Here is a 15,385-nt window from a genome sequence, read left to right on the forward strand (position 1 = left end):
GTCGCGGATGCGGGCCCGCCACAGCACACGAGAGGGGCCCGGCTGCTGCCGGACCCCTCTCGCACTCCCCCTGCTACCCCCGAAGCCCCCCTCGGGCGCATTTTCCCGACGACTCCTCGAAACCCCTCCCAGGAGCCGTGATGCCATGTACGACAGGCCACCGGCCATCATGGTTGTCCTACGACCGCCAAATTTTTCAAGATTTTTTCAGCAGGCGTGCCGGACGTACCTCTCGGCGATCTCCGCCAGCACCTCGGCACCGTCCCGCGCCCACAGCGCGGGGCTGAAGATCTCGACCTCGATGGCCCCGCTGTAGCCGGCCGCTTCCACCCGCCGGCGCCATCCGCGCAGGTCGATGCAGCCGTCGCCGAGCTGGCCCCGGCCCAGCAGCACACCTTCTGGCAGCGGCGTGACCCAGTCCGCCAGCTGGAAGCAGGCGATCCTGCCGCCCTCACCCGCCCGGGCGGTGTGCGCGGGCGCCAGGTCGTCCCACCACAGGTGGTAGGTGTCGACGACGACACCGACCTGCTCGGCGGGAAAGCGCTCGGCGATGTCCAGCGCCTGGCCGAGCGTCGAGATCACGCACCGGTCGGACGCGTACATCGGGTGCAGCGGCTCCAGCGCCAACCGCACGCCCCGCTCGGCGGCATAGGGCGCCAGCACCGCGAGCGCGTCGGCGACCCGTTCCCGGGCCGCGGCGATGTCCCGGTCGCCGGCCGGCAGACCGCCGGAGACCAGCACCAGGGTGCCGGTGGCCAGCTCCGCAGCCTCGTCGATCGCCGCGCGGTTGTCGTCGAACGCTGTGGCGCGCGGCTCCGGATCCAGCGCGGTGAAGAAGCCGCCGCGGCACAGCGACGTCACGGTGAGCCCGCTGTCGCGCATCAGGCGCGCGGCGCGTGCCACGCCGTACTCCTGGACCGGCGCCCGCCACAGGCCGACGGAACCGATCCCGGCAGCCGCGCATCCCGCGGCTAGTTCGGGCAGCGACCACTGCTTGACGGTTTCCTGGTTGATGCTCAGCCGCGTGAGATCGTGCGGCGCGGTGCCGGTCATGCGTCCACTCCGTGCAGGGTCAGCAGCTGCCGCATCCGGGCCTCGGCGAGTTCCGGGTCGGGGAGGATCCCCACGCGGTCGGCCAGTTCGTACGCCCGCGCCAGGTGCGGCAGCGAGCGAGCGGACTGCAGTCCGCCGACCATGGTGAAGTGCTGCTGATGGCCGGCCAGCCAGGCGAGCAGGACGACACCGGTCTTGTAGAAGCGCGTCGGCGCACTGAACAGGTGCCGGGACAGCTCCACCGTGGGATCCAGGGTCCGGCGGAAACCGGCGGTGTCCCCGGTGTCCAGCGCGCTGACCGCGGCGGCGGCCAGGGGGGCGAGCGGGTCGAAGACGCCGAGCAGGGCGTGGCTGAAGCCCTCCGCGTCTCCGGCGATCAGCTCGGAGTAGTTGAAGTCGTCGCCTGTGTAGCAGCGCACCCCGTCGGGAAGCCGGCGGCGCAGCTCCACCTCGCGCCGGGCGTCGAGCAGCGAGATCTTGACACCGTCCACCTTGTCGGGGTGGGCGGCGATCACGTCGAGGAAGGTGCCGGTGGCCAGGTCGAGATCGTCGCTGCCCCAGTAGCCCGCGAGCGCCGGGTCGAACATCGGGCCGAGCCAGTGCAGGATCACCCGATCGGAGGACTGCCGCAGCAGGTGTCCGTAGATCTGCAGATAGTCTTCGGGACCCCTGGCGATCGCCGCCAGCGCCCGGGAGGCCATCAGTACGGCCTGAGAACCGGCCGCTTCGACCACCGCGAGCTGTTCCTCGTAGGCGGCGGTCACCTCGGCAAGGGTGACGGCGGGTCCGGTCAGCTGGTCGGTGCCGACCCCGCAGGCGATCCGGCCGCCGGCCGCCCGGGCCTCGGCGGACGACCGGCGGATCAGCTCGGCGGCCACGGGCCAGTCCAGGCCCATCCCGCGCTGGGCGGTGTCCATGGCCTCGGCCACGCCGAGCCCGTGCGACCACAGATGGCGCCGGAAGGCGAGTGTGGCGTCCCAGTCGACCGCGGCCGGCTCGTCGGCAGCGGCCCTCAGCGGGTCGGCCACCACGTGGGCGGCGGAATACACGACACGGCTGCGCAGCGGCAGATCCGTCGCCAGGGCCACGGGCTGCGCACGCGGCACATAGTCGCGGAGCGCGCCTGACGCGTCGGGCAGTCGGATGCTCACAGGGTCAGCTCCGGGACATCGAAGCGGCGGCCCTCGGCAGAGGACTTCAAGCCGAGTTCGGCGAGCTGGACTCCGCGTGCGCCGGCCGCCAGATCCCAGCGCCAGGGCTCGTCCAGTGCGACATGGCGCAGGAACAGCTCCCACTGCGCCTTGAAGCCGTTGTCGAAGTCTGCGTTGTCCGGCACCTCCTGCCACTGGTCGCGGAAGGCCTCCGTGGCGGGCAGGTCCGGATTCCACACCGGCTTGGGCGTCGCGGAACGGTGCTGGACGCGGCAATTGCGCAGCCCGGCCACGGCCGAACCGTGCGTGCCGTCGACCTGGAATTCGACCAGCTCGTCCCGGTTGACGCGGACCGTCCAGGAGGAGTTGATCTGTGCGACGGCGCCGCCTTCGAGTTCGAAGATGCCGTAGGCGGCGTCGTCCGCGGTGGCGTCGTACGGCTTGCCGCGCTCGTCCCAGCGCTGCGGGATGTGGGTGGCCGCCAGGGCCTGCACCGTACGCACCCGGCCGAAGATCTCGTGCATGACGTACTCCCAGTGCGGGAACATGTCCGCGACGATGCCGCCGCCGTCCTCGGTCCGGTAGTTCCACGACGGCCGCTGGGCGCTCTGCCAGTCGCCCTCGAAGACCCAGTAGCCGAACTCACCGCGGATGGAGAGGATCCGGCCGAAGAAGCCGCCGTCGACCAGCCGCTTGAGCTTCTGCAGGCCCGGCAGGAAGAGCTTGTCCTGCACCACACCGTGCTTGACTCCCGCGGCCACGGCGAGCCGGGCGAGTTCCAGGGCGCCGTCCAGCGAGGTGGCGGTGGGCTTCTCGCAGTAGATGTGCTTGCCGGCCGCGATCGCCTGCCGCACACCCTCCTCACGGGCCGCGGTCACCTGGGCGTCGAAGTAGATCTCGACCGACGGATCGGCCAGCACCGCGTCCAGGTCGGTCGACCAGTGCTCGATGCCGTGCTGCTCGGCCATGGCCCGCAGCGCGTGCTCCCGCCTGCCCACCAGGACCGGCTCCGGCCACAGGGTGGTGCCGTCGCCCAGATCGAGCCCGCCCTGCTCCTGCAGGCTGAGGATCGAGCGGACCAAGTGCTGCCGGTATCCCATGCGTCCGGTGACGCCGTTCATGGCGATCCGCACAGTCCTGCGTGTCACGTGGGGTCCTCTTCTCGGTGGTTCGGCGGGCCCGGCGTGCGCGGAACCCATGGCGGCAAACGGATGGCGAGCGCCGCAGCAAGGCGTACAGCAAGCGCTTTCTTTCAGCCTCACGCTAACCCTCCGGCCTCACTCGGGGCAAGGGTTGTCCAGGTGACGGGGTAAGCGCTTGCTATCGCACCGGCGTACGCTCGCGGTGACGCCGACCGGCCGGGATGAGAGCATGACCGCGGAATCCACAGGATCCGCAGACGACGGAGGAGGACCGCAGCGAGATGGCAGTGACTCTGGCCGATGTCGCGGCACGCGCCGGGGTGTCGTCCGCCACGGTCTCCCGGGTGCTCAACGGCAACTACCCGGTCGCGGGCAGCACCCGGGAGCGGGTCCAGCGCGCGGTGGCCGAACTGGACTATGTCGTCAACGGCCAGGCGCGGGCGCTCGCCGCCGCCACCTCCGACCTGGTCGGCGTGCTCGTGAACGACGTGGCCGACCCCTTCTTCGGCCTCATCGCGAGTGCGCTCCAGGCCGAGATCGGGGTGGGCGCGGCCGAGCCCGGCGGCAAGCTGACCGTGGTGTGCAACACCGGCGGATCCCCCGAGGCCGAACTCACCTACCTCACTCTCCTGGAACGCCAGCGCGCCGCCGGGGTGGTCCTCACCGGCGGCGCCGTGGACAGCCCCACGCACAGCGCCGCGGTCACCGCACGGCTCGCCCGGCTGGCCGCCTCCGGCACGCGGATCGTGCTGTGCGGCCGGCCGCCGCTGACCCTGCCGGGCGACAGCGGCCCGCTGACCACGCTGGCGTTCGACAACCGCGGCGGCGCACGGCGGCTGACGGAACATCTGCTCTCGCTGGGCCACCGCAGGATCGGCTACGTGAGCGGTCCGGCCGAACGCAGCACCACCGGACACCGCCTGGCAGGCCACCGGGCGGCGCTCGCGGCGCACGGCATGGGGCCCGAGACCGGCGCCGGGGCGGACGCGGACCTGCTGACCGTGCGCGGCGGCTACGACCGCGACGCCGGCTACGACGCGACACTCGAACTGCTCCGCAGGGACATGGGCGTGACCGCGATCGTGGCGGCCAACGACACCGTCGCGCTCGGCGTGTGCGCGGCGCTGCGCGACCGCGGCCTGAGCATCCCCGGCGATGTGTCGGTGGCCGGCTTCGACGATCTGCCGTTCAGCGCCGACACCTCCCCCGCGCTGACCACGGTCCGCATTCCCTTGCAGGAGGCGGGTGCCCGGGCCGGCCGGCTCGTGATGGGGCGGCTCGCCGCGCCGCCCGGCGGTGTGGCCACGATCGCCACCGAGCTGATGGTCCGCGGGTCCACGGCGCCGCCCGCGACCAGCCGCTCCTGAAGTTATCCACAGGCGCGAAGATCCCCCTTTCGTCCGGATCCGCCGTCGGCCTACCTTTGACTCAGGCAAGGATCGGTACAACGGCAGGACGGGGGACGGATCATGGCCGTCAGGGAGATCCGCGAGTTCAACCGCTTCTACACCAACCTCATCGGGGCGCTGGATTACAGCCGCCACCTGCACACTCCGTTCACGCTCACCGAGGCACGAGTGCTGTACGAGCTGGCGCACGGCCGCCGCGTCGACGCGGCCGACCTGCGGATCGAGCTGTCGCTCGACGCCGGCCACCTCAGCCGGATGCTCGCCGGATTCGAGGAGCGACAGCTGGTCACCCGGGGGCCGTCCGAGCGGGACGCCAGGCGGCAGCGGATAGAGCTGACCACGCGCGGGCGGGAGGCCGCGCAGTTGCTGGAGGAACGGTCCGAGGAAGCGGTGGGATCGCTCGTCTGCCGGATAGCGCCGGACGACCGGCCCCGGCTGACCGACGCCATGCGGACCGTGCGGGACATACTGCACGACGGCAGGCGGGGATCCGCCACGGACAGAGTCACCCTGCGCGGGCCGCTTCCGGGTGATCTGGGCTGGACCGTGGAGCGCAATGCGGCGGTCTATGCCGCGGAATTCGGCTGGGACGAGGAGTACGAGGCGCTGGTCGCACGGATCGTCGCGGATTTCGCCGCCACACGTGATCCCGAACGCGAGGCCGTATGGATAGCGGAACTCGACGGACGCCGGGCCGGCTGCGTCTTCTGCGTGCGCGACAAGGCACCCGGCACCGCCAGGCTCCGGCTGCTGCTGGTCGACCCGGCCGCCCGCGGGCACGGTGTCGGCGGGCTGCTGGTCGACGAGTGCATATCGTTCACCCGATCGGCGGACTACACCGAACTCGTCCTGTGGACGAACGATGTCCTCACCGGCGCACGGTCGATCTGTCAGCGGGCGGGATTCGAACTCGTCGGACAGCAGCCGCACCACAGCTTCGGCAAGGATCTCGTGGGGCAGGACTGGCGCCTGGCGCTGTAGCCGATCGGCGGCACGGCGGGCCGTGGGGGGGGTGCGGCGCCGGGCGGATCACGGTTGACCAGGCCCGATCGGGTGCCTAGTGTCCGGCGAATGAGACTCGCCTTCTCCACCCTCGGTGTCCCCGAACTGCCCGTCGAGCAGGTGGTCCGGCTCGCAGCGGACAACGGCTTCCACGGCGTCGAACTGCGCGCGAGCCCGGAGGGACCGGTGCACACCGGGCTGTCCGCAGACGAACGAGCCGATGTGGCGGCGGAGTTCGGCAAGGCAGACGTCGAGATCCTCACCGTGGCCGCCTATGCCAAGGTGGCCGCCGCGGGTGACGACGACCCGGTGCTGGAGGAGATCGGCGCCGCGATGACACTGGCCCACGACCTGGGGGCGTCCTTCGTACGGGTCTTTCCCGGTGGCGGCGAGCTCGGTACGGACGAGGCGGACGCGCTGGCCGCCCGGCGGCTCGCGGCGGCGGCGCCGATCGCTGCGGACCTGGGGGTGCGTGTGCTGCTGGAGACCCATGACTCGCACCGCGGCGGTGCGGACGTGGCACGGGTGCTCGGCCGGGTGGGACACCTCGGTGCCGGTGCGGTGTGGGACGTCATGCACACCTGGCTGGCGGGGGAACAGCCGTCGGCGACCTTTCCGGCGCTGGCGCCGTACCTCGGCTACGTCCAAGTCAAGGACATCGCCTCGGCTGCCGACAGGACTCCGCTGCCGCTGGGGACCGGGGTACTGCCGCTGGCGGAGACCGTCGAGGTGCTCAGCCGGGCCGAGTGGGACGGCTGGCTGTGCTGGGAGTACGAGAAGCGGTGGTATCCGCAGGCCGCGGAATTGCCGGAGCTGCTGGGGTCGGCGCGGGAGCACCTGGCGCGGCTGCTCACCGAGTCCGCCTGAGCCTGGGCGGCAGGCAGCAGGCAGCAGGCAGCAGGCAGCGGAGGGAATGGACCGGGGGCGGAGGAGGGACGCATGCTCGATCTGGGGCGCCTGAAGGCGCTGCACGCGGTGCACGCGCACGGCTCGATCGGGGCCGCGGCGACCGCGCTCGGCTACACGCCCTCGGCGGTGTCGCAGCAGATCTCCAAGCTGGAGCGGGAGACGCACACGGTGCTGCTCGAGCGCCAGGGCCGCGGGGTGGCGCTCACCGACGCCGCGCAGCTGCTGGTGTCGACGGCCGAGCAGCTGCTGTCGATCGTGGAGCGGGCGGAGGTGGCGCTGGAGGAGCAGCGGGGCATGCCGTCAGGGAGATTGACCATGGCGGCGTTCCCGACCGCGGCCTGCGGGCTGCTGCCGCCGGCCCTGGCGGAGTTGGCGGCCTCGTATCCGTCGCTGGACCTGCGGCTCGTGGAGGTCGACGCCCACCTGTCGGTGGATCTGGTGGCACGCGGGGCGGTGGATCTGGCGGTGGCGCACGACTGGGACATCGCCCCGCTGCCCGCACCCGAGGGCGTGGAGCGGGCGGTCATCGGTGACGACCGGTGCGATGTGCTGGTGCCCGCGGGGCACCGGCTGGCGGACCGGGACGGGCTGCTGCGGTCGGATGTGGCGCGGGAGCGGTGGATCTGCCAGCCGCCCGGCTCGGTCTGCCACGAGTGGCTGGTCCGTACGCTGCGGGAGGCCGGGACCGAGCCCGACATGGCCTATCAGGTCGGCGAATACCGCACCCAGGTGGCGCTGGTGGAGGCGGGGCTCGGTATCGCGCTGGTCCCCCGGCTCGGGCGCGGGGCGATACCCGCGGGGGTACGGGTGCTGCGGCTGGAGCCGGCGCCCGTACGGCGGCTGTACGCGCTGTGGCGGGCGGGTGCGTCACGCAGACCGTCGATCGAGGTGGCGGTGGACGCGCTGCGGGCTCACTGGCCGGCCGCGGCCTGACGGCGCTCGGGCGGCGGGCGGCCGGGGGCAGGCGTCGGGCACGCCCCGACCGGTTGCGGCAGCGGGGATCACCGGGCGGCGGACCGCGGCCCGTCCCGCCCGGCGGGTTGCGGCTGTACGGAACCGGCACGGCCTGCCGGCCGTCCCATTGGCATGGTGCTGACGACGACTGTGCGCAGAACGGTCCCGGCCATGGCGCTGGCCGCGTCGCTGGTGGTGCTGGGCACCGGGTGCGGTGGGCGGTCCGGTTCCGGCGGGGCGCATCCCGTACCGGATTCGGCGCCGGATACGGCGACCGCCTCCCACGGCTCGGGAGCGGGCGGCGGGACGGACGCCGACCGGGTGGTCTTCTTCTCCGCCGCGCCGAAGGACCCGGCGGACCGTCACCAGGTGCTGCACGACGCGGGCGAGGTCACCCGGTATGCCGCGGCGTTCGCGGAGCACGACCCGCAGGCGCAGGCGCGCATCGTGGCCGCGGGAAGGGCCACGGACTTCACCCGGCAGGTACTGGTCGGCTGGACGGCGGCGACCGGGTGCAGCGCGGCCACCACGGCGGCGCTGGCCGTGTCGGGCGACCGGCTCGACCTGCACGTCAGCCAGCCGAAGCCGCCGCCGGAGTGCCTGGCGGCCTTCCATGTCTCGGTGGTCTTCCAGGTGGCCAGGGAACGCATCCCGGCGCAGCCAGTTTTCGGCTGACGGCCGGTCGGCGGCAGGGCGGAGCCGCCGCTATCGCAGCGGAGTTCGCGCGGAGGTTCGACCGGGCCATTGACTGGCGAAAACTTCCACGCTATCCGTGTACACCTGGAAATTAGTTTCACCGCGTGCACTCTCCTCCGCCCAGAAGGAGTTCGTCTTGCACCTTCACCCATCCCGCCGCAGTGTCATCACCGCAGCCGCGGCCGGCTCCGCCCTAGTGGCCGGCGCGGTGCCCGCCGCCGCTGCCGGCGCCGGCTCCGCTCTGAGCAGCGCCGACCGCCGCCAAATCCGTTCGGTCATCCAGCGGATGAGCCTGGCGGAGAAGGTCGGCCAGCTGTTCGTCATGCGGATCTACGGGGCGTCAGCGACCGACCCCGACCCTGCGGATGCCGCCGCCAACCAGAGCGAGATCGGCGTCTCGAACGCCGCGGAACTCCTCGCCGAATACCACGTCGGCGGCATCATCTACTTCGCGTGGGCCCACAACACGCAGCACCCGCACCAGATCGCCGACCTGTCCAACGGCATCCAGCACGCGGCCCTCTCGCACGGCACCCCCGTACCGCTGCTGATCTCCACCGACCAGGAGCAGGGCGCCGTCGCCCGGATCGGCGCACCGGCCACCCTCTTCGGCGGCGGCATGGCGCTCGGCGCCGACGGCAGCCCCGCCGACGCGCGTACGGCCGCCCGGGTGATCGGCACCGAACTCGCCGCCATGGGCGTCAACCAGAACTACTCCCCCGTCTCCGACGTCAACATCAACCCGGGGAACCCGGTGATCGGCGTGCGCTCCTTCGGGGCCGACCCGAAGGCGGTCGCCGCACTGGCCGCAGCCCAGGTCAGGGGGTATCAGGGCGCCGGAATCGCCTCCACCGCCAAGCATTTCCCCGGGCACGGCGACACCGGCACCGACAGCCACTTCTCGCTCCCGGTCATCACGCACTCGCTGGAGCAGTGGCAGACCATCGACGCCCCGCCCTTCCGCGCGGCCATCGCGGCCGGCATCGACTCCATCATGACCGCGCACATCCTGGTGCCGGCCCTGGACGACTCGGGCGATCCGGCGACGCTCTCGTACCCCATCCTCACCGGTGTGCTGCGCGAACAGCTCGGCTACGACGGTGTGGTGGTCACCGACGCGCTCGACATGGCGGGGGTGCGCGAGAAGTACGGCGACGACCGGGTGCCGGTGCTGGCGCTCAAGGCGGGCGCCGACCAGCTGCTCAACCCGCCGCTGCTGGACGTCGCCTATCAGGGCGTCCTGGACGCGGTGGCCTCGGGCGAGCTGACCGAGGAGCGCATCGCGGTCTCGCTGGAACGCATCCTCGCGCTGAAATTCCGCAAGGGCCTCTTCCGCAACCCCTACGTCACGCACGCCGGGGTCGACCGGGTCGTCGGTACGCGCGCGCACCTGGCGACCGCCGACCGGATCACCGGGCGCGGCATCACGCTGCTGACCAATGACGCGGGTGTGCTGCCGCTGCCCCGCCGCTCGCACCGCAACCTGCTGGTGGTCGGCGCCGATCCGGCGGCGCCCTCGGGGACCGGCGGTCCGCCGACCGGTGTACTGGCGCGGGCTCTCACCGACCTCGGGCATCCGGCGCAGGCGCTGTCCACCGGCACCACCCCGACGCAGGCGGTGATCGACCAGGCGGTGGCCGCGGCCGCGGGCAAGGACGCGGTGATCGTCTGCAGCTACAACGTGACAACCGCCGCGCCCCAGCAGATCGCCCTGGTCGCCGCGCTGACCGCGGCCTCGGTCCCGGTCGTGCAGGTCGCCATCCGCAATCCCTACGACATCGCCTATCTGCCGCCGGTGGCCGCCTCGCTGGCCACCTACGGCTGGACAGATGTCTCAATGCGCGCCGCGGCCCGGGTGATCGCGGGCAAGGCGGCGCCGACCGGCCGGCTGCCGGTCGCGGTGCCGAGCGCCGACGACCCTGCGACGGCGCTCTACCCGATCGGCTACGGCCTGCGCTACTGAGTCGGGGCAGGGTGCGGGCGGACGGTCCGTCAGGCCGTCGCCCGCACCTCGCCGGTGAAGGTGCGCCACAATTCGGCGTACCGACCGTCACGGGCGAGCAGCGCCTCGTGCGTACCGTCCTCGACGACCCGCCCGTGGTCGAGGACCACGACCCGGTCGGCGCGGGCCGCGGTGCTCAGCCGGTGCGCGACGACCAGGGTCGTACGGCGGGTCGCGAGCCGGTCGGCGGCCTGGTTGACCAGCGCCTCGGTCGCCAGGTCCAGCGCCGCGGTCGCCTCGTCGAGCAGCAGGATCGCGGGATCCACCAGCTCGGCACGGGCCAGCGCTATCAGCTGCCGCTGGCCGGCGGACAGGTTGCGGCCGCGCTCGGCGACCTGGTGCAGATAGCCGCCGTCCAGGGTGGCGATCATCGCGTGCGCGCCGACCGCCCTCGCTGCGGCCTCCACCTCGGCGTCGGTGGCGTCGCTGCGGCCGTAGGCAATGGCGTCGCGCACAGTCCCGGCGAAGAGATACGGCTCCTGCGGGACGACGCCGAGCCGCTGCCGGTAGCCGGTCAGGTCGAGTTCACGGATGTCGTCGCCGTCGACCAGCACCGCGCCGTCGGTCGGGTCGTAGAACCGCGCGACCATCTTCACCAGGGTGGACTTGCCCGCGCCCGTCTCGCCGACGAAAGCCACGGTCTGGCCCGCGGGTATCCGCAGGGAGACGCCGCCGAGGGCTTCGGCGCTCTCGGACTGCGGGCCGCCGTAGCGGAAGTGCAGGTCGCGGAAGGCGATCTCGCCGCGCAGCGGGCCGACCGGCCGCGGCGCGACGGCGGCCGGTGTGGTGGTGGGCTCGCGCAGCAGCTCACGGATGCGGCCGAGCGAGACCGTCGCCTGCTGATAGCCGTCGAAGACCTGCGAGAGCTGCTGCACGGGTGAGAAGAACAGGTCGATGTAGAGCAGATACGCCACCAGGGCGCCGGCCGTCAGCGTCCCGGCGCTCACCCGGTGCGCGCCGACGATCAGCACCAGCGCGGCGGCCACACTGGACAGCAGCTGCACGAACGGGAAGTAGACCGAGATCAGGAACTGCCCGCGCAGCCGCGCGCCGCGGTAGTCGTCACTGCGCCGCGCGAAGCGCTCGGCGCCGCGCTCCTGGCCGCGGAAGGCCTGGACGACGCGCAGCCCGGCGACGTGCTCCTGGAGGTCGGCGTTGACGACCGCGACCCTTTCCCTGGCCAGTTCGTAGGCCTGGACCGACTTGCGGCGGAAGATCCAGGTGCCGACCACCAGGATCGGCAGTGTGGCGAAGACCAGCAGGGCCAGCTCGACGTCGATGGCGAGCAGCGCCACCAGGATGCCGCCGAAGGTGAGCACGCTGACCAGCGCGGTGACCAGGCCGGTCTGCAGGAACGTGGACAGGGCGTCCACATCGGTGGTCATCCGGGTCATGATGCGGCCGGTCAGCTCGCGCTCGTAGTAGTCGAGGCCGAGCCGGTGCAGGTGCGCGAAGATCTTGACGCGCAGGGTGTAGAGCACGCGCTCACCGGTGCGTCCGGTGAGCAGGGTGGAGCCCCATTCGGCCACCCACTGCACCAGCACCAGGGCAAGGCCGAGGAGTGACGCGGCCCAGACCGCGCCCAGCGCCTGGCGCCGGACGCCCGAGTCGATGCCGTGCCGGATGAGCACCGGCAGCAGCAGCCCGGCTAGGGCGTCGACCGCGACCAGCAGCAGGCTCAGCAGCAGCGGGGTGCGGAAGCCGCGCAGCAGGCTGCGCAGGCCGAAGGAGTGGTCGGCCGCCTGGGCCCGCTCCTCGTCGATCTGCGGGGTGTCGAGGGCGGGCGGCAGAGCGGCCACCTGGGCGAGCAGTTCCGGGGTGGCCGGCATCCCGGCCAGCGCATTGGCCATTCCGCCGGGGCCGCCGGCGCGGCGGGGCGGCGCGGTTCGGACGGCCGGGGTGCCGTCGGCCGCGTCGTCCTCGTCCACGGGGCGGCGGTCGGCCGGCCACAGTTCGGGGGTGATGACACCCACCGCAGCCCGGTCCCGCTCTTCCCCGGCACGGTCGGCGGTCCCGGCCGGCTCGTCGGCGCCGGCGAGGGCGCCGGCCGGGTCGATCTCGACCACGTCGGCGCCGAGCGCGTCCGGGTCGGTCAGCAGGGCACGGTAGAGGGCGCTGCGCTCCTGCAGTTCGTCGTGCGTCCCGATGTCGGACAGCCGCCCGGCGTCGAGGACGGCGATCCGGTCGGCGAGTGCCAGGGTGGAGCGGCGGTGCGCGATGAGCAGTGTCGTGCGGCCGCGCATGACCTCGCGCAGCGCGTCGAAGATCTCGGCCTCCACCCGGGCGTCGATCGCGGAGGTCGCGTCGTCCAGGAGCAGCAGCCGGGGGTCGGTGAGGATGGCCCGGGCGAGAGCGACGCGCTGCCGCTGGCCGCCGGACAGGGTGAGGCCCTGCTCGCCGACCACCGTGTCGTACCCGTCCGGCAGGTCGGTGATGAAGCCGTGCGCCTGGGCGGCGCGGGTGGCGGCGAGAATCTGCTCCTCGGTCGCCTCCGGATGCCCGTAGGCGACGTTGGCGCGCACGGTGTCGGAGAACAGGAAGCTGTCCTCGGGGACCATGCCGATCACCGACCGCAGCGACTCGAAGGTCAGCTCCCGCACATCGGTGCCGCCGACCAGGACGGCGCCGCCGGTGACGTCGTACAGCCGGGGCAGCAGCAGCGAGACGGTGGACTTGCCCGAGCCCGAGGAGCCGACGACCGCGACCGTCTCGCCGGGGGCGACGGTCAGGTCGAATCCGTCCAGGACCGGGCGGTCCTTGCTGTAGCCGAAGGTGACGTGGTCGAACTCGACGGTGGCGGGAGCGTCCGCGGGCAGCGCCTTGGTGCCCTCCTCCAGGGTCGGTTCGGTGTCGATCAGCTCGAAGACCCGCTCGACGCCGGCCCTGGCCTGCTGGCCGAGGGTCAGCATCATGGCGAGCATCCGCACCGGGCCGGTGAGCTGGGCCAGGTAGGTGGAGAAGGCGACGAAGGTGCCGAGGGTGATCTGGCCGCGGGCGGCCATCCACCCGCCGAGCGCGAGCATGCCGATCTGGCCGAGTGAGGGCACCGCCTGGAGGGCCGGGGTGTAGCGGGCGTTGAGCCGCACCGTACGCAGCCGCCCGGCGAAGAGCCTGCGGCTGACCGTGGCCAGCTTGCCCATCTCCTGCTGCTCCTGGCCGAAGCCCTTGACCACCCGCACACCGGTGACCGATCCGTCGACGATCCCCGCGACGGCGGCCGCCTGTCCTTGGGCGTACCAGGTGGCGGGGAAGAGCTGCGCGCGGGAGCGGTTGGCGATGAACCACAGCGCCGGGGCGACGGCCAGCGCGACCAGGGTGAGCAGTGGTGAGAGCAGCAGCATCACGACGAGCGAGAGCAGGAACAGCAGCACATTGCCGAGGACCACGGGCAGCATGAACAGCAGCCCCTGGATCAGCTGGAGGTCGCTGGTGGCGCGGCCGACGACCTGCCCGGTGCTCAGTTCGTCCTGGCGGCGGCCGTCGAGCCGCATGATCGTGCGGAACATCTCATTGCGCAGGTCGTACTGGACGTCGAGGGCGAGGCGTCCGCCGTAGTAGCGGCGCAGATACGTCAGCGCGTAGACCACGACCGCGGCGATGATCAGGGCGATCGCCCAGGGGAGGAGCGGCTTGTCGTGCTTGACGATCACGTCGTCGATGATCAGCTTGGGGACCAGCGGCACCAGTGCGGTGACCGCCATGCCGGCCAGCGAGGCGCCGAGCGAGAGCAGCACGCTGCTTCTGTACCGCCAGCAGTACGCCGTCAGCCGTCGGAGCCACCCCTGCTCCGGGCCGTCCTTCGCCGCCGTCACCGGCTTCGTGGTCGTCACGCGGTCCCTCCCCATTCGTCTGCCGTCCGTCCACCGCTGGTCCGCTCCGCGCCGTTCTCCGCTCGGAGGCTGCAACGCGCCTGGCTGTGCGTTTCATCCTCCTGCAACAATCCAACGACCAAGGTCGCACAGGAGTGCGACCTTGGTCGTAATCCCTTCGGGTGATTCGGGTGCGGCGGCTCAGCAAGCGGCTCAGCGGCCGGATCAGCGGGCGGCGGAGATCTGCCGGGCCATGATCGTCGTGAGGTCGTAGGCGGTGTGGGACGCCGCGACCGAGGTGATCTCGGCATGGTCGTAGGCCGGGGCGACCTCGACGACGTCGGCGGAGACCAGGCGGCAGCCCGCGAGGCCGCGCAGGATCTCCAGCAGCTCGCGCGAGGTGAGGCCGCCCGCCTCCGGGGTGCCCGTGCCGGGCGCGTGGGCGGGGTCGAGGACGTCGATGTCGACCGAGATGTAGAGCGGGCGGTCACCGATCCGCTCCCGGAGCTGCTCGGTGACCTCGTCGACCCCGCGCCGCATGACGTCGGCCGAGGTCACGATGCCGAAGCCCATCCGCTCGTCGTCGTCCAGGTCCTTGCGCCCGTACAGCGGGCCGCGGGTGCCGACGTGGGAGAGCGCCGAGGTGTCGAGGATGCCCTCCTCGACGGCCCGGCGGAAGGGCGTCCCATGGGTGTAGGCGGCGCCGAAGTAGGTGTCCCAGGTGTCCAGGTGCGCGTCGAAGTGCAGCAGCGCCACCGGGCCGTGCCTTCGGGCGACGGCCCGCAGCAGCGGCAGCGCGATGGTGTGGTCGCCGCCGAGCGTCATCAGCCGGGCCCCGGTGCCGAGCAGCTCGTCCGCCGCGGCCTCGACGGTCTCCACCGCCTCGTTGATGTCGAAGGGGTTGGCGGCGATGTCGCCGGCGTCCGCGACCTGGGCGAGTGCGAAGGGGGACGCGTCCTGCGCCGGGTTGTACGGGCGCAGCAGCCGGGAGGCCTCGCGGATCGCGTTGCCGCCGAAGCGGGCGCCGGGCCGGTAGGACACACCGCTGTCGAACGGGACGCCCACCACGGCGACGTCGGCGGTGCCGACCTCGTCGAGCCGGGGCAGACGGGCGAAGGTCGCGGGGCCCGCGTAGCGCGGGATGCGCGAGGAGTCGACGGGGCCGCGCGGTTGTGCGCTGCTCATGGTGGCTGCCTTTCTGCGGGGCTGGCGCCGGGGTCCTGTGCGGGGTCTCCGCGGATCCCCGGGTGCGGGGCGG

The 15,385-nt window shown here is 72.4% G+C and carries 11 protein-coding genes; 6 read left to right on the top strand and 5 right to left on the bottom strand.

Going from position 1 to position 15,385, the window contains the following annotated elements:
* Positions 1-207: 207 nt before the first annotated feature.
* Genes V7E46_RS01620 through V7E46_RS01630 form a run of 3 tightly spaced genes read right to left on the bottom strand, consistent with a single transcriptional unit; the run spans position 208 to position 3,352 of the window.
* Positions 208-1,053, bottom strand: coding sequence for a sugar phosphate isomerase/epimerase family protein (locus tag V7E46_RS01620; protein WP_333766704.1), 846 nt, complete (start codon positions 1,051-1,053; stop codon positions 208-210).
* A complete protein-coding gene (locus V7E46_RS01625; protein WP_333766705.1) occupies positions 1,050-2,204 on the bottom strand; it encodes a dihydrodipicolinate synthase family protein in 1,155 nt (384 codons plus the stop codon). The genes V7E46_RS01620 and V7E46_RS01625 overlap by 4 nt, the downstream gene beginning before the upstream one ends.
* Positions 2,201-3,352 carry a Gfo/Idh/MocA family protein gene (locus tag V7E46_RS01630; RefSeq protein WP_333766706.1) on the bottom strand — a complete coding sequence of 384 codons (1,152 nt, stop codon included), beginning with the start codon at positions 3,350-3,352 and terminating at the stop codon, positions 2,201-2,203. Before V7E46_RS01630 ends, V7E46_RS01625 begins: the two co-directional genes overlap by 4 nt.
* A 275-nt stretch (positions 3,353-3,627) precedes the next feature.
* Between V7E46_RS01630 and V7E46_RS01635 the strand changes: the two genes are divergently transcribed.
* From V7E46_RS01635 to V7E46_RS01660, 6 genes are all read left to right on the top strand, one after another.
* Positions 3,628-4,713, top strand: a complete 1,086-nt coding sequence (locus V7E46_RS01635; protein WP_333766707.1) for a LacI family DNA-binding transcriptional regulator — start codon at positions 3,628-3,630, stop codon at positions 4,711-4,713.
* A gap of 102 nt (positions 4,714-4,815) precedes the next feature.
* Entirely contained in the window at positions 4,816-5,736 is a 921-nt protein-coding gene (locus V7E46_RS01640) for a bifunctional helix-turn-helix transcriptional regulator/GNAT family N-acetyltransferase (RefSeq protein WP_333766708.1), read from the top strand.
* Between the two features lie 90 nt (positions 5,737-5,826).
* The gene (locus V7E46_RS01645) at positions 5,827-6,624 is read left to right on the top strand and encodes a sugar phosphate isomerase/epimerase family protein (RefSeq protein ID WP_333766709.1); all 798 of its coding nucleotides are present in this window, start codon (positions 5,827-5,829) and stop codon (positions 6,622-6,624) included.
* A 72-nt stretch (positions 6,625-6,696) separates the two neighbouring features.
* Complete coding sequence (locus V7E46_RS01650; protein WP_333766710.1) at positions 6,697-7,599, top strand: LysR family transcriptional regulator; 903 nt, start codon at positions 6,697-6,699, stop codon at positions 7,597-7,599.
* A 153-nt stretch (positions 7,600-7,752) separates the two neighbouring features.
* Complete coding sequence (locus tag V7E46_RS01655) at positions 7,753-8,295, top strand: hypothetical protein (protein ID WP_333766711.1); 543 nt, start codon at positions 7,753-7,755, stop codon at positions 8,293-8,295.
* Positions 8,296-8,452: 157 nt separating this feature from the next.
* Entirely contained in the window at positions 8,453-10,279 is a 1,827-nt protein-coding gene (locus V7E46_RS01660) for a glycoside hydrolase family 3 protein (protein WP_333766712.1), read from the top strand.
* 29 nt (positions 10,280-10,308) lie between these two features.
* Here V7E46_RS01660 and V7E46_RS01665 read toward each other — a convergent pair whose 3' ends face one another.
* Together V7E46_RS01665 and speB are read right to left on the bottom strand one after the other, a co-directional pair.
* Positions 10,309-14,163: an ABC transporter ATP-binding protein gene (locus V7E46_RS01665; protein ID WP_333766713.1), complete on the bottom strand. Its 3,855-nt coding sequence runs from the start codon at positions 14,161-14,163 to the stop codon at positions 10,309-10,311.
* Positions 14,164-14,352: 189 nt separating this feature from the next.
* On the bottom strand, positions 14,353-15,312 hold the full coding sequence (gene speB / locus V7E46_RS01670) for an agmatinase (protein WP_333766714.1): 960 nt from the start codon (positions 15,310-15,312) through the stop codon (positions 14,353-14,355).
* Positions 15,313-15,385: the final 73 nt, after the last annotated feature.

It is taken from the genome of Streptomyces sp. IBSBF 2435 (assembly GCF_036815005.1).
In the GTDB taxonomy this organism is placed as follows: domain Bacteria; phylum Actinomycetota; class Actinomycetes; order Streptomycetales; family Streptomycetaceae; genus Actinacidiphila.